Source organism: Pedobacter sp. MR2016-19 (genome assembly GCF_014947265.1).
Taxonomy (GTDB): domain Bacteria; phylum Bacteroidota; class Bacteroidia; order Sphingobacteriales; family Sphingobacteriaceae; genus Pedobacter.
This window is the reverse complement of sequence record NZ_JADCNK010000010.1, coordinates 1-17,235: the sequence shown is the minus strand read 5'-3', so window position 1 is coordinate 17,235 and position 17,235 is coordinate 1. Positions and strand designations below refer to the sequence as shown.

The window sequence follows — 17,235 nt, the reverse complement described above, 5'->3', positions numbered from 1 at the left end:
ACTTCGCTCGAAATGACGACCTTTTTTAAGGAAATCGTCAGCGATCAGGATTATCTTATTTTCTTTTTAGTTCAATTACCGTAATTTCCGGCCAGATACCAATCCGCCCTGAAAAGCCCAGGAAACCGAAGCCTCTATTTACATTCAGATATCTTCCATTTTCGGTTTTGATGCCCGCCCAATGTTTATAACGGTATTTCACGGGGCTCCATTTAATGCCAAAAGCTTCGATACCGAACTGCATGCCATGTGTATGTCCGGCAAGCGACAGTTGGATTTTTGAAGGATAATTTTTTACCTGTGCATCCCAGTGTGAAGGATCATGTGATAACAGGATTTTAAAATCGTCGACATTTGTGTTTTGCAAAGCTTTGTTTAGGTCTCCACGCTCTCCAAAACCGACCCCCCAGTTTTCTATCCCGGCCAATATAATTTTCTCGCCGTTTTTATGTAATTCAATATGCTCATCCAGCAAAAGTTTAAAACCCAGTTCTTTGTGATAAGCTTTCAATTGGTTCAAATTTTTGATTTTATCCGCTTCGCTTGGCCATTTAATGTAATCACCATAATCGTGGTTACCTAGAACAGAAAACTGTCCGAAAGGGGCTTTGATCTGCGAGAAATGCCCGATATAAGACACAATTTCTGAAGAAGCATTATTTACCAAATCTCCGGTGAAAACAAACAGGTCGCTTTTTTGGGCATTAATCATGTCGATACCTTTTTGTACCGCTTTAGGGTTGGTAAAACTTCCGGCATGTACATCAGAAATTTGTGTTAAGGTAAAACCGTCAAAACTGGCAGGCAGATCATCGAAATACAAAGTATGTTTAATTACGCGGTAAGCATATTTTCCCTGGGTAATACCATAAGCAAATAAGGCAATGGTTAAACAGAACATCACAAAGGCAAAATCTACCCAGTAATTGCTACGGCCTAACAGGTGGAAACCTCCAGGCTGAAAATTAGTAGCCAGCGCGATTAATAAGCGGTAAACATCGCCTAGCAGCAGAAAAAAAGCAAAGACAATTTCTGCAGCATAAATGATCAAAAATGCGTGACTGACAATCTGGAAAAACTTATTGATGCCCTGAATCCGCATCTGCTGAATGGCAAAAAATAAGGCGAAAGTTAAACCTATAATAAATACCCAAAAAATTGGACTCAGTAAACTTGATTGATTGATGGTGCCCAGGCCAGATAATACGTACGCATTTAAGGCAAAAAATATAATTGCAACTATTAGGAGTGGCAATAGATTGAGTTTTCTTTTCATTATTAAAAATCTGTAAATCAGAATAGAGGGTAAAAATAGAATTTAAACACCTATAATTACCTACTGTTACGGTTGGCGGTTATTTTTACGTTCGTTTGATTAAAGCAATTTCTGTTATTATGCGTTATATTTATAAATATCATAGCATGTTGAATCAAAATCAACTTCCTGTTGCATATTTTATAATTTACTTTCTTTTATTAGCTTTGTGCGAATATGCTGTCCAAAAAAACAAAATATGCCATTAAAGCGCTTGTTGCGCTTGGTAAAAATTTAGATAAACCACCAATGCAGATTTCGAAGATTGCAGAGGAGGAGCATATTCCGAAAAAATTCTTAGAACAAATTCTGCTCGATCTGCGTAATGCTGGCTTTTTATACAGCAAAAAAGGTGCAGGCGGCGGTTATAGCCTAAATAAAAAACCCGAAGAGATTTTATTGGTACATGTAATGCGTGTAACCGATGGTCCTATCGCTATGGTTCCATGTGCAAGTTTAAACTTTTACCACAAATGTGATGAATGTGTAGATGAGAAAACCTGCGGAATTAGAAGTGCCTTTATTGATGTAAGGGATGCTACACTTAAGGTTTTAACCGAAACGAGCATTGCAGATGTAATCGGTCGTGAGGATAACCTGAAGATCGGTATCGTTAATTTATAATTTTTTTAAACTTTCTGCTAACGATCCGTCATCCTGACCTGTAGCGTAGCGGAAAGCTACGAAGTAAATTTATTTCAGGGTCTTTGTTGTTAAATCAAACTTGGGAGGTCTTAAACCAATAATACTTTTTGTAAAGCAGGGTTCTGTGCGCATCGGTTACGATAGTCCTGCTATCGCTGAATGTCCTCGCTCGTGCCTCGCTGTGGGCTTTCCGCTATATCAGGTTTAATTGGCAAAGACTTCCGAAGTCTCAAAGGAGTAGAGTGTAGGTAACTTCGGAAGGCTGGTCACTTTTGCTATAATTCCGCGTTAGGGATTGTAAGGGTTCAGTACCGATTTTCATCGGTACCGTAGCGAAGCGCAGCCCTGCAAAGCCCGACCCTTGCGCCAGCTTGGGGAACGCCCACATCAGTTAACAATTTTCAATTCGCAGTTTTCAGTTACTCTTGTTTAAGAATTTAACTCATAGATTTCTCTATTTCGCCACGCTCCAGTCGAAATGACATTTCTTTTAGATAAATTTTTTTTACAATAAATTACTACTATTCCTATATACTTTATATATTTGATGTATGAACTTCAATTTTATACCGGATAAATTAATCGCTATGCAAATGATGTATTGTTGTAAAACCCAATAACAGGAGCCTACAGATAATTTTAAGTATAAAATATGGAATGCTTCTCGGTTACAGGGAAGCATTTTTTGAATAAAGCTAACAACACATATGCAAAGTTTCAGAACAGAACTCGAAAATCCGATTGTCGAGCAGGACATTATCGATTTAGAGAATAAGATTAAAGCTTTCAGAGATGGAACCATCCACGACGAAAAGTTTAGAAGCCTCCGTTTGGCCCGTGGTGTTTACGGACAAAGGCAGCCAGGTGTGCAAATGGTGCGTATTAAATTGCCTTTTGGTAAGGTGACTTTTAAACAGTTATTACGTATTGCCAATATTGCTGATGAATACGGAAGCGGTAACCTGCACTTGACAACCCGTCAGGATATCCAGATTCACTATGTAAGTTTAGACCGTACACCAGAACTTTGGGCCAAACTAGAGCAGGATGATATTACGCTTCGCGAGGCCTGTGGAAATACGGTACGTAATGTAACCGCTTCTCCAAATGCTGGGATAGATGCGGAGGAACCCTTTGATGTTTCGCCCTATGCACAAGCAGTATTTGCTTACTTTTTGCGTAACCCGATCTGTCAGGAAATGGGCAGGAAGATTAAAATCTCTTTTTCTTCGAGCGATAGAGATACTGCATTTAGCTACATTCACGATTTAGGTTTTATTCCAAAAATTAACGAAAATGGGGAACGTGGATTTAAGGTTTTATTTGCTGGTGGTTTAGGTGCACAACCTTTTTTGGCTAATGCCGTTCAAGAATTTTTACCTGAAGATCAGTTAATTCCTTTTACTGAATCTGTGCTTCGTGTATTTGATCGTTATGGCGAACGTACCAACCGTAACAAAGCACGTTTAAAATACCTGGTTCAAAAACTAGGTTTAGAAGAGGTGTTGCGTTTGGTGGCTGAAGAGCGCATTGCCAACAAAGTAAAAACCTTTAAAATAGATATTAATACAATACCTCAGCCAACGTTACCTTTAGAACAAGAATATCCTGCGGTAGAAATATTAAATGAAGCCCATTACAAACATTGGTTAGCCACTAACGTAATTGAGCAAAAACAGGCCGGATTTTATGGCGTATATGTTAAAGTTCAGGTGGGGGATATCAAAACCGATAAAGCAAGGGCTTTTGTTGATGCCATCAGGTTATATGTGGCTGATGAAATCAGGATTACCCAAAACCAGGGATTGCTGTTAAAGTTTGTAAGCAAAGAAGCATTACCATCACTATACTCTGCTTTAAATAAAATTGGTTTTACCACTGCTGGCTTTGACAGTTTAGCTGATATTACCACTTGCCCTGGTACCGATACCTGTAATTTGGGTATTTCCAATTCAATGACCTTAGCTGAAGTTTTGGAAGAGGTGATTTATACCGATTTTCCGGAGTTTATTTATGAGAAAAACATCAAGATTAAAATAAGTGGTTGTATGAACTCTTGCGGTCAGCATGGTTTAGCTGAAATTGGTTTCCACGGAAGTTCAGTAAAAGCTGAAGGAAAAGTGGTTCCGGCTGTGCAGGTAATGCTTGGTGGCGGTACTGTTGGTAACGGTGTTGGCCGTGTTGCAGAACGTGTAATTAAAGTGCCTTCTAAAAGAGCAACAAGTGTTTTACACTTCATTTTAAATGATTTTAAAGCCAATAACCTGGAGGATGAGAACTTTCACCAATATTATGATAGAAAAGGGAAAGACCATTTTTATCAGTTGTTAAAACCATTGGCCGATTTAACCAACCTGCAGACAGAAGAATTTGTAGACTGGGGACATGTTGAAGAATTTGTAACCGCCATTGGGGTTGGTGAGTGTGCTGGTGTAGTGATTGATTTAGTGGCTACTTTATTATTAGAGGCTGACGAAAAATTTGGTTGGGCAAAGCAAAACTTAGATAAAGGTGCTTATGCCGATGCCATATACCATACCTACAGCACTTTTGTAAGTGCCGCAAAATCTTTATTGTTGGATAAAGGCGTAAACAGCAGTACGCAGGTTGGCGTAATTCGCGAATTTGATAACCACTATGTAGAAACGGGCGAATTTAATTTACCGACCAATTTCTCTGACCTGGTTTTGCAGATCAATAAAAACGAACCAACAGCTGAGTTTGCACAAAAATATTTTGAAGAAGCCAATCAATTTTTAAATCAGATTAAGGAAAAACGAGCGGTATTAGCGAAATGAGATTTGAGACAATAGATATGAGATTTGAGAATTGCAGCCGCTGAAAGCCATGCGCAAGACAACTCTTCATCCAGTCATTCAAATTCAATAATTAAAAAGAAACATGGTTAATCAGAATAAAGAATCAAAAATTACTCTTTTAGGCGCTGGTCCTGGCGATCCTGATTTGTTAACGTTGAAAGGTGTAAAAGCATTGCAAACTGCAGATGTGGTATTGTATGATGCCTTAACCAACGAAGCTTTATTGGAGCATGCTCCGGCAGAAGCCATTAAAGTTTATGTAGGAAAACGTTCAGGTGAGCATTCATATCCTCAGGATACCATCAATAAATTAATGATCGATTATGCCTTAAACTATGGTCATGTAGTGCGTTTAAAAGGGGGCGACCCATTTGTTTTTGGCAGGGGATATGAGGAACTGGATTATGCCGCATCGTACAGCATTCCGGTAAGTGTAATTCCGGGTATTTCGAGTTCTATCGGTGTACCTGGTTTGCAGCAGATTCCGGTTACGCACCGAGGCATGAGCGAAAGCTTTTGGGTAATCACCGGTACTACCACTTCTGGCGAAGTTTCAGCAGATATTTATCAGGCAGCACAGTCAAAAGCTACGGTATTGGTACTGATGGGACTTAAAAAACTGTCAAAAATTGTAGAGATTTTTAAAGCGGCTGGCAAACATCATTTACCAACTGCAGTGGTGCAGAACGGATCGGCAAAAGATGAAAAATTAGTAGTGGGCGTGGTAGAATCCATTGAAAGTTTAGTGCAGCAAGAAAATATTAAAGCTCCTGCTTTATTAATTTTTGGAGAAGTTGTATCATTACATCCATCATTTAAGAAATTAATTAAACAATATGCAAGTATTGCCTAACCAACCTGATAATGCTGCGTCTTTTTCGGAAGAAGAAAAAGGTAACCAGCTCTTTCCGGTTTTTGTAAAGCTGAACAAGCTGCGTACATTATTAATTGGTGCAGGAAATATTGGGTTAGAGAAATTAACCGCGATTGTAAATAACAGCCATAGTGCTACCATTACTATTGTGGCAGAGCTTGTATCTCCAGAAATTTATACGCTGATAGCAAATTATCCGCTCATAAAAATTAAGCAGAAAAGTTTTGACATAGACGACCTGAACGATATTGATATCGTTTTTGCGGCAACTAATAACAATATTTTAAATGAAGAGATCAGAAAGGTTACGCACGAGCGTGGTTTGTTGATCAATGTGGCAGATAAGCCAGAACTCTGCGATTTCTATCTGGGATCAATCGTTCAAAAAGGCGATTTGAAGATTGCCATTTCTACAAATGGAAAATCGCCAACCATAGCAAAACGTTTAAAGCAGATTTTAAATGAGGGTTTACCAGCAGAACTGGACGAAACCTTACAGAATATGAGTGCCTTGCGCCAAACCTTAAACGGCGATTTTTCGGCAAAGGTTAAAAAACTGAATAAGGTTACCAAAAGTTTAATTAACCCTAGAAAAAGTTTTGCCGAGCGGAACATTAAATGGTTAATCTGGGTGGCATCAGTTTTACTGATTGGAGCAATTGGTTTTTCTTTATGGAATACCGAGCCAGAATTTCAGACTTTCCTGATCAATATTGATCCTTTATTCTATTGGTTTTTAGGCGCCGGATTTTTATTTGCATTAATTGATGGTGCAATCGGTATGTCGTACGGAGTTACCACGGCATCGTTCTCATTAGCGATGGGTTTACCTCCTGCATCAGCAAGTATGGCGATTCACATTTCTGAGGTAATGAGCAATGGAATTGCCGGCTGGATGCATTACCGGATGGGTAATGTCAACTGGAAACTATTCAAAATTTTAATTATTCCAGCGATAATTGGAGCCGTTTTAGGCGCCTATATCTTATCGTCACTTGAGCATTACAGCGCTTATGTGAAGCCTATTGTAGCGGTTTACACCTTGTTTTTAGGTGGAGTTATTTTAATGAAAGCCTTTAACATCAAAAGAAAGAAAGCAGATCAAAAAATTAAAAAAATTGGTTTATTGGGCTTTATTGGTGGTTTTATTGATGCTACCTTTGGCGGTGGATGGGGCTCGATTGTTTTATCGAGTTTAATTGCAGGCGGCAGGCACCCGTTATTTTCTTTAGGAACGGTAAAAATCAGCCGCTTTTTTATTGCCACTTTAAGTTCGCTTACATTTTTCACCATGTTAGGCGGCAAACACTGGGAAGCCGTTTTAGGCTTAATTATCGGTAGTGCAATCGCATCGCCAATTGCTGCAAAAGTATCCAACAAAATTTCGGCAAAAACCATTATGGTTGCTGTGGGGATTATTGTAATGATTGTGAGTTTGCGTAGTGTGATTATGTTTATTTTAAAATTAATTTAGTGATGGAGAACCTAGAGGAGATAAAGGCAGCACTGGCAGGTTTAAGTACAGTAGATAAATTGAAATTTTTGGCAGATCAATATGCAGACCGTATTATTTTTTCGACTAGTTTTGGTTGGGAAGACCAGGCGATTACCCATTTAATTTTTGCCAATAATATTCCAATTAAGGTTTTTACTTTAGAAACCGGACGTTTGTTTCCAGAAACCTACTACGTTTGGAACCGTACCTTAGAAATTTACAACAAACCTATTCATGCCTATTATCCGCTGAACGAATTGTTACAGGATATGGTCAATACCAAAGGCCCGAGCAGCTTTTATGAGTCGGTAGAAAATAGAAAAGAATGCTGTTACATCCGTAAAATCGAACCTTTAAAAAGAGCACTAAAAGGAAACGAAATCTGGATCACGGGCATCAGGGCCGATCAGAGTGCCAACCGTGAGGATATGCACGATTTAGAATGGGATGAAGGGAACCAGTTGATTAAATTTCACCCTATTTTCGATTGGACTTTAGATGATGTGAAAGCATACATTAAAGAAAACAACATTGTATACAATACGCTGCATGATAAGGGTTTTCCGAGCATAGGTTGCGCCCCATGTACAAGAGCAGTACAGCCAGGCGAAGATTTTAGGGCAGGGCGATGGTGGTGGGAAGACCAAAGTAAAAAAGAATGCGGTTTACACGCAGCTTCTTGAGGGAAGAAGTAAGATGGGAGATGGAAAATGGGGTTCAAACCTCCCAGCAATTTAACAACAACAAAGACAACATTTGATAATGAGTACATATAATTTTGATTATTTAGATGAACTGGAGGCAGAGGCGATTCACATTTTACGTGAAGTAGCAGGTCAGTTTGAAAAACCGGCCCTGTTATTTTCGGGTGGAAAGGATTCAATTACTTTAGTTCGTTTGGCAGAAAAAGCTTTTCGTCCGGGAAAATTTCCTTTTCCATTAGTACATATTGATACAGGCCATAATTTTGAAGAAACCATCACTTACCGCGATCAGATGGTAGAGCGAATTGGCGAAAGATTAATCATCGGTTCTGTGCAGGAATCAATAGATCAGGGCAAAGTTGTAGAGCAGACCGGTAAAAATGCCAGTAGAAATGCTTTGCAAACCGTCACCTTACTTGATACGATTGCAAAATACCAGTTTGATGCCTGTATTGGCGGTGCGCGTAGAGATGAAGAAAAAGCGAGAGCTAAAGAACGTATTTTCTCTGTTCGCGATGAATTTGGCCAATGGGATCCAAAACGCCAGCGTCCTGAACTTTGGAATATCTATAATGGTAAAATCCACAAAGGAGAAAATATCCGTGTATTCCCGATCAGTAACTGGACGGAATTAGATGTTTGGAACTATATCCGCCGGGAAAAAATCGATCTGCCAAGTATTTATTTCTCGCACGAACGCGATTGCATTACCCGTAACGGACAATTGATGGCTGCTTCTCCTTTTCTAAATATGGACGATGATGATATTGTAGAACGTAAACAGGTGCGTTTCCGTACAGTGGGCGATATGTCTTGTACTGCTGCGGTAGAATCGGATGCCACTTTAATCGATGACATTATTTCTGAAATCAGCGCATCTAAAATTTCAGAGCGTGGTGCCCGTATGGATGATAAAGTTTCTGAAGCCGCTATGGAAGACAGGAAAAAGGGAGGATATTTTTAAATTGAGTATCGAGTAGCTAGTAGCGAGTATCAAGATTGGATGCAAACTAAAAAACTTAACCTTTAAATAAACTAAGTATGAGTATGGAATTGATAGACTGCAATATGTCTTGATACTTGATACTAATATCTTAATACTATAAGCATGAACATATTAAAATTTTTCACGGCAGGCAGTGTAGATGATGGTAAAAGTACCTTAATCGGCCGTTTGTTATATGATACAGATTCTATTTTGGCCGATCAGTTAGAAGCTTTACAGAGCTCGAACCGCAAAAATGACGATGGATCAATAGATTTAGCCATTCTTACTGATGGTTTAAGAGCAGAACGCGAACAGGGCATCACCATTGATGTAGCTTATAAATACTTTCAGACCGAAAAGCGTAAATTTATTATTGCCGATACACCTGGCCATATTCAATATACCAGAAATATGGTTACGGGCGCTTCTACAGCTAATTTAGCCATTATTTTGATTGATGCACGTAACGGTGTGGTAGAGCAAACCATCCGTCACTCTTATATCGTTTCCCTATTGGGTATTAAAAACGTAGTAGTTTGTATTAACAAAATGGATATGGTTGGCTATAACGAAACGGTTTATAGCGCAATTATAGAAAAGTACAAAGTTTTGGCTCAGCAATTAAAGCTTGCCGATGTAACCTACATTCCGGTGAGTGCCCTAAAAGGTGATAACATTGTACAAAATTCCGGTAACATGGATTGGTACGAAGGAGAAAGTCTATTACATTTCTTAGAGAAAGTTGATACCGACAACCTGGATAAATCGCAATTGGCCCGCATGCCTGTGCAATGGGTCGTTCGTCCGCAAACAGAAGAATTGCATGATTACCGGGGTTATGCCGGACGTGTATTGAGCGGAACCTTTAATTTAAATGATAAGGTTACTGTTCTTCCTTCAGGAGCCAGCTCTATTGTAGAAAAAATAGAATTTTTCGACGAAACACTTGATGTCGCACATGCTGGTCAATCAGTTATCATTCACTTAAAAGATGACGTAGACATTAGCCGTGGCGATACGATTGTAAATGCATCGGCTTTGCCACAGGAAACAAAACTGATTGAGGCTGATCTTTGCTGGATGGATACACGTGCATTGGATACCTCGATAATGTACAATATTCAGCATAATAGCAAAATTACTAAATGTAAAATCAGCGAAATTCTGCATAAGGTAGATATCAATACATTAGATAAACAGCCTGCAGAAGAATTTAAACTAAATGATATTGGTCGCGTAATTGTTAAAACCGCTGATGCTTTGGCATTTGATCTATACGACGATAACCGTGCAAATGGTTCTGCTATTTTGGTTGATACCCGTACTAACTTAACTGTTGGTGCCCTGATGTTCAGAGCGGCAGTTGAGTAAGATGGAAGAGGTAGGATGGAAAATGGATAATGAAAATCGATGTGATCTTTATTTCAACCCACTAATAAAATCCTACGATCCTGAAAATCTTGATCTCGATGATGGAAAAATATCAATAATCAATTTTCAATAGCGACAGCTTCATGGAATACAGCTAAAATCTTAATCTTCTTAACTCCTTAATGGTGGAAGAATGTAAGATGGGAAATGTAAAATGGAAAATGGAAAATGTGATGTGGGTAATGAAAAACGACGAGATCTTTATTTTATTCATTGATCCTACGATCCTGAAAATCTCGATGTAGAGAACCACAACCAAATATAATAATGGAAGCTTTAGGGAAAATCTAAAGTGAAAGCAATTTCGACGGGGCACCAAATGGTAGCCCCGTTTTTCTTTATAAAATTTTAAATATTAATTATATTTTATTTAATAAGTTTACTTATTATATTTGCGCTTATTAAACAGGTAATTATGATACAGAAAACATTTTCAGTAACCACTAAAGCAATCAGTAAAGAACAAATTTGGAAACTCATGTCAAATGTAGATGAGTGGAAAAATTGGGACAGCTCGGTAGAAAACTCAAAACTTAAAGGTAATTTCGAATCGGGTTCGGGCTTTTTATTTAAACCAAAAGGCGGACCAAATGTTAACATTAAACTTGTTGAAGTTAAACCTGATGTTTATTTTAAAGATGAAACCATTTTTCCGTTGGCAAAAATGAATGGTGAGCATTGGTATGAAGAAACCCCTGATGGTTTAAAGATTACTACCACAATGACCATGACAGGCGCATTAGCTTTTTTATGGAATAAAATAGTGATGAAAGATATTGTGGCAAACCTGGAAAGTGATATTCATCTGCAGATTAAAAATGCCTCGAAAAATTAAAATGGAAAACAACGAAAGATATTGGATTGTGGCAGCTTCCAAAGACCATGTAAAAAGAGGTGTGAGCGGAGGTTTTATGCAGGCTAATCATGGTAAACTGCCGCCGCTAAAAAGGTTAAAGCCCAACGATTGGGTAATTTTTTATTCTTCAAAACAATCAATGGATGGAGAAGAAAAGTGCCAGGCTTTTACAGCAATAGGCCAGGTTAAGGTAGGCGAACCTTATCAGTTTGAGTATTCAGAAGATTTCAAGCCTTTTAGAAGAAATATAAATTTTATGAATTGTAATGAAGTTTCGATATTGCCACTGATTCCGGAACTTCAGTTTATAGAAAATAAGAAATCGTGGGGTTATCCTTTCCGTTTTGGGTTTTTTGAAATAAAGAAAGCGGATTTCGAATTGATCAATAAAGAAATGTTAAGAAAAGATGCCGGATAAAAGTTTTAGTGTTAAAAGTGCCGATGATAGTTCGGGCTTTTTGTTATGGCAGGTAACGGCCTTATGGCAGCGGGGAATAAAAAAAGCGCTGGAGGTACATAACCTAACCCATTCTCAGTTTGTTTTATTGGCAAGTTTGCTGTGGTTATCTGGCGAGAAAGAAAATGTTACGCAGATAGATTTATCTGCACATAGTAAAATCGACCCAATGACAACCTCAACTGTTCTCCGTACCTTGCAAAGCAAGGGTTTTTTGGCGCGTAAAGAGCATAGTACAGATACAAGGGCAAAGATTGTTCAGCTTACCGATAATGGCATTTCGGTAACAAGGCTTGCACTGAAAACGGTTGAAAAATTTGATGTTGATTTTTTTTCGGTATTAAAAAATAAGCAACTGGATTTTAATGCGCTTGTGATTGATCTTATTGCTGAAAATAAATAGTAGAACTTTGATTATGGAAATAATTAAAACCTTTCATCTTCTTCATATATTATATAATACAACCCAATTACAAACCACATGAAAAGAAATCTTTTATACCTCGTTTTTGCTACTGTTCCATTTGTTTTTGCCTGTAACCAATCAGAAAAGAAGACTGATGCCGCAAAAAAGGATTCGGTGATCAATCAAACCTGTTATGCGGCTTTCTTCGAAAAAGACAGCGCGGCCATGATTGTAAAAACCATGGCATCTGGTAAAGTGACAGGATCCTTATTGGTAAAATATGCTGATAAACCTGAAAACAATGGTAAAATCGACGGCAAGTTTAATGGTGATACCTTATTGGTTGATTATCGCTTTAATACCGGTAAAGATTCCACCAAAGCTTTTACCAATCCATTGGCATTTTTAAAGAAAGATGGTAAACTCATTATGGGCGTTGCGCAGATTGAAACTACGCTGGGCAGGTCATATTTTGTTAAAGGCAAACCCATTAATTATGAAGCTGGCAAGTTTACTTTTGCCGAAGTGAACTGTAAATAAGTACTCATATATTTTTTTGCCACGGAAGCACAGAAAACACGGATTTTTTTCTTCTTTGCTGTCATCCTGAACGCAGTGAAGGATCTTTAAATTGCTGCATTTCATCGTTAAGAGATTCTTCACTGCGTTCAGAATGGCAGGTAAAAATTATTTTAAAATAAATTACTACAATTCCCATAGACTTTATATATTTGTGTAATTAAACAAACGTATAACGAGCATAAATTTTCTGTTATGATTTTGAATAAAGTAGAAAAAGCGAACATTGAACCCAAAATTACTTTAATAGGTGCTGGTCCTGGCGATCCGGATTTATTTAGTTTAAAAGGTGTTAAAGCATTAAAAACAGCCGATGTTGTGTTGTATGATGCAAATGTGAACGAAGCTTTATTGTGTCATGCGCCAGATGGTATTCCGAAAGTTTATGTGGGCAAACGTTCTGATGATGAATCTTTCTCTCAGGATGCAGTAAACAAGCTGATTATTGATTATGCTTTAAATTATGGTCATGTGGTACGTTTAAAAAGTGGCGATCCGTTTTTCTTTGCAAAAGGATATGAGGAAATAGATGCTGCAGAATCGTACAGCATTCCAACCGAGATTATTCCAGGTATTTCGAGCGCAACCGGCGCACCGAGTTTGCAAAAGATTCCGATGATTTATAAAGACCTTAGTGAAAGTTTCTGGGCAGTAACCGGAACAAATGCCAAAGGAGAAATTTCTGAAGATCTATTCATTGCGGCAAAAACCAAAGCCACCATCGTTGTTTTAAATGGAATTGAAAAAGTAAAAGAAATTGCAGCAATTTTCCAGGCAGAAAATAAAAATCAGTTGCCTGTAGCCGTCATCCAGAATGGATCTACCCCACAGGAAAAAATTGCTATTGGCATTGTAGATACCATTGCAGAAATTGTTGAAGATAAAAAAATTGATGCACCTGCACTATTGGTGTTTGGAGATGTGGTATCCTTACATCCTCAATTTCAACCGATCCGCGATTTTTACGAAATCATCGCCGAAGAATACTAGATATTTTTAAACCAAAAAAATATATTTGTTTTGTTGTGAAAAACCGTTTATGGATTTAAGCGGTTTTTTCGTTTTTTATCCCCCGCAGATTTAAGATGATTACCGCAGACATCAGTTTTTAAAAAAATCTTCTGCGTTTATCTGTGAAATTAGCGGGAAACTATTCGAAAGGTATTCTCCCGCAGATTTAAGAAGATTACCGCAGATAGAATTTAAATAGTATTCTTGCCTATGACATGAACCAACTTTGTTTTTAAGCCTGATTGCAGCGGAAGCCCGGATCCCGATTTTTCCATCGGGAGAGGACTTATAGCGGAAAGCAGGGCTATCGCTCGCTACGAAGAACTGAACATTCACTTTCTCATGAAAAACTCTAGGCATATAAAGTCATCACCTTGAGTTCATTTCAGCATTTGTACTACAGCTATCGGATCAAGATAACGATTTTTCCTTTAAAATAATCAACTAAAATTATAATTTACATTATTTGCAAAGCTCAAAACAATTAGTAACTTACTTGGGTTATCTACACCAAATAGTTGATGGAAATTATACATATAAGCGCCGAGTGTTACCCTGTTGCAAAAGTTGGCGGTTTGGCCGATGTGGTAGGGGCTTTACCAAAATATCAGAATAAACTGGGCCATATTGCCAAAGTGGTTGTGCCTGCATACGATACCAAATTTATCCGCGAAAGCGAGTTCGAAGTAACTTATGATGCATGGGCAAATTACGGTAATCACCACTTTCAGTACCGCATTTTAAAAGAAAAAACCAATAAATTAGGCTTTGATTTATACGTGATCCATATTCAGGGTTTAACAGACCGCCCGAATGTATATGGTTACAGCGATGATACGGAAAGGTTTGTTGCCTTTCAAATTGCCACCCTCGATTGGATTGTACAATGGGAGCACCGTCCGGATGTAATCCATTGTCATGATCACCATACCGGTTTAGTGCCGTTTATGGTTGCCAACTCCATAAAATATAAGCCGATTAGTGACGTTCCAACGGTTTTAACCATTCATAATGCACAATATCAGGGACAGTTTGGATGGGAAAAACTTTATTATTTACCAGCTTTCGATTTATGGAAAGGTGGTTTATTGGGTTGGGATGATGCCATTAACCCTTTAGCATCAGCCATTAAATGTGCCTGGAAGGTAACCACGGTATCGCCAAGTTACCTGGATGAGATGATGAATAATGCCCGTGGATTAGAAAGTTTGTTAAGGCAGGAGCGTTGGAAATCGGTAGGCATATTAAATGGGATAGACAGCGAGGTTTGGAATCCTGCAACAGATCCGATGCTGAGCAAAGGTTACAATTTAAAAACAGTTGAATCAGGGAAATTGGCAAACAAAACAGCACTCTGTGATGTTTTTCAATTAGATCCTTCTAAGCCACTATTTACTTTTATTGGTAGATTAGTTGATGAAAAAGGTGCTGATTTATTGCCCGATATTTTTTATACAGCTTTACAACAGCATGGCGACAATATAAATATTCTGGTATTGGGATCAGGTGAAAATTGGGTGGAAGGCCGGTTAAATCAATTGAAAGACATTTTTACAGGTAAATACAATGTTTATATTGGTTACAATGAGCAAGTTTCGCATGAGATGTATGCTGGTGCAGATTTTCTGATCATGCCATCGAGGGTAGAGCCTTGTGGTTTAAATCAGCTTTATGCATTAAGGTATGGAACTGTTCCGATTGTGCGCAGGATAGGGGGATTGAAAGATACGGTAATCGATATAGGTGATAACGGTTTTGGGATTTGTCACGATCAAACCAGTATTTGGGATGTTACCCACGCCATTAACCGTGCTGTTGAATTGTATTATGATAAAAAAGCTTTTAAAGCAGTTAGAAAAACGATGATGAAGATAGACCATTCGTGGGATAACGCAGCATTAAATTACATAGAATTATACCAAATATTAAAATAAGCTTAAACATGACTGACAAAGTTTTAGGCGTTATCCTTGGCGGTGGCCAGGGCTCTAGATTATCGCCACTAACACAAACACGTTCTAAACCGGCAGTTCCAATTGCTGGTAAATACCGATTGGTAGATATTCCGATTTCAAATTGCTTAAATTCCGGTATTCACCGAATGTTTGTGTTAACCCAGTTTAATTCAGCATCGCTAAACAAACACATTAAAAACACCTATCACTTTAGCCATTTCAGTACGGCCTTTGTTGATATTTTGGCTGCTGAACAAACTGTACAAAATTCAGGTTGGTTCCAGGGTACAGCAGACGCCGTTCGTCAGTGTATGCATCACATTGTTTCGCACGAATTCGATTACATCTTAATTTTATCCGGTGATCAATTGTACCAGATGGACTTTAAGGATATGATCGAAAAACATATCGAAGCCAATGCTGAAATTACTATTGCCACTATTCCGGTAACAGCAAAAGATGCGACAGATTTTGGTATTTTAAAGGCCGACGAGGAAAACATGATTACCTCTTTTATTGAAAAGCCTAAAACGGGTTTAGAGGATTGGGTTTCGGATACCGGGCAAGAAATGCAGAGCGAAGGAAGGAATTTCTTAGCTTCGATGGGTATTTATGTTTTTAACCGCGAGTACCTGATCAATATTTTAAATGAGAACGAAGAGGAAAAAGATTTTGGTAAAGAAATTTTGCCAAGAGCGATTTCTGAGAGCAGGGTTTTAAGCTATCAATACGAAGGTTATTGGACCGATATTGGAAATATTTCATCTTTCTTTGAAGCCAATTTAGGCCTGACAGATGAAATTCCTAAGTTTAATATGTTTGATAGTAACCATGCTATTTTTACCAGGGCGAGGATGTTACCGCCATCAAAAATTTCGGGTACTACCTTAGATAAAACCATTATTGCAGAAGGCTGCATTGTTCAGGCCAGTAGGGTAGAGCATGCCGTTTTAGGGATCAGATCCAGAATCGGAAAGGATACGGTAATTACCAATGCCTATATTATGGGAAGCGATCGCTATCAAACGCTTGAGGAAATTCAGGAAGAAACCAATAGGGGTAATTCATTAATTGGTATCGGAGATCGTTGTCATATTAATAACGCTATTATTGATAAAAACTGCCGCATAGGAAACGATGTTAAAATTAATGGCGGCGACCATTTAGAAGACGGCGACTTTGAACTTTATGCTGTTAAAGACGGTATTGTTGTGATCAAGAAAGGTGCAGTAGTACCTAGTGGAACTGTGATTTAAGATAATTATTACTCATTAACTAGGCCAGTCGTGAAAGTCGCGACTGGCTTTTTTTGTTAGCTGATTGTCATTCTGAGCGTAACGAAGAATCCTTCTAAACCTGGCAGATTGAGGTTGAAAAATTAAGAATGCTAAGGAAATTACGAATTGAAAATTGTAAACTGATAACTGATTTGGGCGTTCCCCAATCCCGTGAAATACGGGGAAATGGGCGGGCTTTTCAGGGCTGCGCTTCGCTCTGGTACCGATGAAGACCTGTGAAACAAGCAAGCATACCGTAATTAAATAAAAACAGATGCTTAATCGGCACTGAACCTTACAATCCCTAACGCGGAGTTATCGTGATCTGCACCAGACTTCCGATTTAGCCAGAGCTATTATTCCTTTTAAACTTCGGAAGTCTTTCCCAAATAAACCTGATAAAGTGGAAAGCCCGGAGTGAGG

At 38.3% G+C, this 17,235-nt stretch carries 15 protein-coding genes; 14 read left to right on the top strand and 1 reads right to left on the bottom strand.

The window, feature by feature from the left end:
• Window positions 1–55: 55 nt before the first annotated feature.
• A complete protein-coding gene (locus IM793_RS14110; RefSeq protein ID WP_193422366.1) occupies window positions 56–1,276 on the bottom strand; it encodes a metallophosphoesterase in 1,221 nt (406 codons plus the stop codon).
• A 216-nt stretch (window positions 1,277–1,492) separates the two neighbouring features.
• Between IM793_RS14110 and IM793_RS14105 the strand changes: the two genes are divergently transcribed.
• The 14 genes from IM793_RS14105 to IM793_RS14040 all read left to right on the top strand — a co-directional run bounded on the left by IM793_RS14105 (window position 1,493) and on the right by IM793_RS14040 (window position 16,791).
• On the top strand, window positions 1,493–1,939 hold the full coding sequence (locus tag IM793_RS14105; protein ID WP_029275042.1) for an Rrf2 family transcriptional regulator: 447 nt from the start codon (window positions 1,493–1,495) through the stop codon (window positions 1,937–1,939).
• A gap of 728 nt (window positions 1,940–2,667) precedes the next feature.
• Window positions 2,668–4,758 carry a HEPN domain-containing protein gene (locus IM793_RS14100; protein WP_193422364.1) on the top strand — a complete coding sequence of 697 codons (2,091 nt, stop codon included), beginning with the start codon at window positions 2,668–2,670 and terminating at the stop codon, window positions 4,756–4,758.
• 103 nt (window positions 4,759–4,861) lie between these two features.
• Window positions 4,862–5,632: a uroporphyrinogen-III C-methyltransferase gene (gene cobA, locus IM793_RS14095; RefSeq protein ID WP_193422362.1), complete on the top strand. Its 771-nt coding sequence runs from the start codon at window positions 4,862–4,864 to the stop codon at window positions 5,630–5,632.
• Window positions 5,616–7,127, top strand: coding sequence for a TSUP family transporter (locus IM793_RS14090; RefSeq protein ID WP_193422360.1), 1,512 nt, complete (start codon window positions 5,616–5,618; stop codon window positions 7,125–7,127). Before cobA (IM793_RS14095) ends, IM793_RS14090 begins: the two co-directional genes overlap by 17 nt.
• A 2-nt stretch (window positions 7,128–7,129) precedes the next feature.
• Window positions 7,130–7,831 (top strand): phosphoadenylyl-sulfate reductase, encoded by a 702-nt coding sequence (locus tag IM793_RS14085; RefSeq protein WP_193422358.1) that lies wholly within the window; start codon window positions 7,130–7,132, stop codon window positions 7,829–7,831.
• Between the two features lie 79 nt (window positions 7,832–7,910).
• Window positions 7,911–8,816, top strand: coding sequence for a sulfate adenylyltransferase subunit CysD (cysD, locus tag IM793_RS14080; RefSeq protein WP_193422356.1), 906 nt, complete (start codon window positions 7,911–7,913; stop codon window positions 8,814–8,816).
• A gap of 144 nt (window positions 8,817–8,960) precedes the next feature.
• The gene (locus IM793_RS14075; RefSeq protein ID WP_193422354.1) at window positions 8,961–10,211 is read left to right on the top strand and encodes a sulfate adenylyltransferase subunit 1; all 1,251 of its coding nucleotides are present in this window, start codon (window positions 8,961–8,963) and stop codon (window positions 10,209–10,211) included.
• Window positions 10,212–10,686: 475 nt separating this feature from the next.
• Window positions 10,687–11,106 carry an SRPBCC family protein gene (locus tag IM793_RS14070; RefSeq protein WP_193422352.1) on the top strand — a complete coding sequence of 140 codons (420 nt, stop codon included), beginning with the start codon at window positions 10,687–10,689 and terminating at the stop codon, window positions 11,104–11,106.
• Between the two features lies 1 nt (window position 11,107).
• Window positions 11,108–11,545 (top strand): EVE domain-containing protein, encoded by a 438-nt coding sequence (locus tag IM793_RS14065; protein WP_193422350.1) that lies wholly within the window; start codon window positions 11,108–11,110, stop codon window positions 11,543–11,545.
• Window positions 11,535–11,987: a MarR family winged helix-turn-helix transcriptional regulator gene (locus IM793_RS14060; RefSeq protein WP_193422348.1), complete on the top strand. Its 453-nt coding sequence runs from the start codon at window positions 11,535–11,537 to the stop codon at window positions 11,985–11,987. The genes IM793_RS14065 and IM793_RS14060 overlap by 11 nt, the downstream gene beginning before the upstream one ends.
• Window positions 11,988–12,065: 78 nt before the next feature.
• The gene (locus tag IM793_RS14055; protein ID WP_193422346.1) at window positions 12,066–12,530 is read left to right on the top strand and encodes a hypothetical protein; all 465 of its coding nucleotides are present in this window, start codon (window positions 12,066–12,068) and stop codon (window positions 12,528–12,530) included.
• A gap of 234 nt (window positions 12,531–12,764) precedes the next feature.
• Window positions 12,765–13,559: a uroporphyrinogen-III C-methyltransferase gene (cobA, locus tag IM793_RS14050; protein ID WP_193422344.1), complete on the top strand. Its 795-nt coding sequence runs from the start codon at window positions 12,765–12,767 to the stop codon at window positions 13,557–13,559.
• Between the two features lie 542 nt (window positions 13,560–14,101).
• Complete coding sequence (locus IM793_RS14045; RefSeq protein ID WP_193422342.1) at window positions 14,102–15,514, top strand: glycogen synthase; 1,413 nt, start codon at window positions 14,102–14,104, stop codon at window positions 15,512–15,514.
• An 8-nt stretch (window positions 15,515–15,522) separates the two neighbouring features.
• On the top strand, window positions 15,523–16,791 hold the full coding sequence (locus IM793_RS14040) for a glucose-1-phosphate adenylyltransferase (RefSeq protein WP_193422340.1): 1,269 nt from the start codon (window positions 15,523–15,525) through the stop codon (window positions 16,789–16,791).
• Window positions 16,792–17,235 lie beyond the last annotated feature (444 nt).

Bases quoted from the DNA above. Each gene is read 5' to 3' on its own strand.
- IM793_RS14055 (WP_193422346.1), top strand. From the start codon at position 12,066: ATGAAAAGAAATCTTTTATACCTCGTTTTTGCTACTGTTCCATTTGTT.
- cobA (WP_193422344.1), top strand. From the start codon at position 12,765: ATGATTTTGAATAAAGTAGAAAAAGCGAACATTGAACCCAAAATTACT.
- IM793_RS14065 (WP_193422350.1), top strand. From the start codon at position 11,108: ATGGAAAACAACGAAAGATATTGGATTGTGGCAGCTTCCAAAGACCAT.
- IM793_RS14040 (WP_193422340.1), top strand. From the start codon at position 15,523: ATGACTGACAAAGTTTTAGGCGTTATCCTTGGCGGTGGCCAGGGCTCT.
- IM793_RS14085 (WP_193422358.1), top strand. From the start codon at position 7,130: ATGGAGAACCTAGAGGAGATAAAGGCAGCACTGGCAGGTTTAAGTACA.
- IM793_RS14105 (WP_029275042.1), top strand. From the start codon at position 1,493: ATGCTGTCCAAAAAAACAAAATATGCCATTAAAGCGCTTGTTGCGCTT.
- IM793_RS14075 (WP_193422354.1), top strand. From the start codon at position 8,961: ATGAACATATTAAAATTTTTCACGGCAGGCAGTGTAGATGATGGTAAA.
- IM793_RS14070 (WP_193422352.1), top strand. From the start codon at position 10,687: ATGATACAGAAAACATTTTCAGTAACCACTAAAGCAATCAGTAAAGAA.
- IM793_RS14060 (WP_193422348.1), top strand. From the start codon at position 11,535: ATGCCGGATAAAAGTTTTAGTGTTAAAAGTGCCGATGATAGTTCGGGC.
- cysD (WP_193422356.1), top strand. From the start codon at position 7,911: ATGAGTACATATAATTTTGATTATTTAGATGAACTGGAGGCAGAGGCG.
- IM793_RS14090 (WP_193422360.1), top strand. From the start codon at position 5,616: ATGCAAGTATTGCCTAACCAACCTGATAATGCTGCGTCTTTTTCGGAA.
- cobA (WP_193422362.1), top strand. From the start codon at position 4,862: ATGGTTAATCAGAATAAAGAATCAAAAATTACTCTTTTAGGCGCTGGT.
- IM793_RS14100 (WP_193422364.1), top strand. From the start codon at position 2,668: ATGCAAAGTTTCAGAACAGAACTCGAAAATCCGATTGTCGAGCAGGAC.
- IM793_RS14045 (WP_193422342.1), top strand. From the start codon at position 14,102: ATGGAAATTATACATATAAGCGCCGAGTGTTACCCTGTTGCAAAAGTT.
- IM793_RS14110 (WP_193422366.1), bottom strand. From the start codon at position 1,276: ATGAAAAGAAAACTCAATCTATTGCCACTCCTAATAGTTGCAATTATA.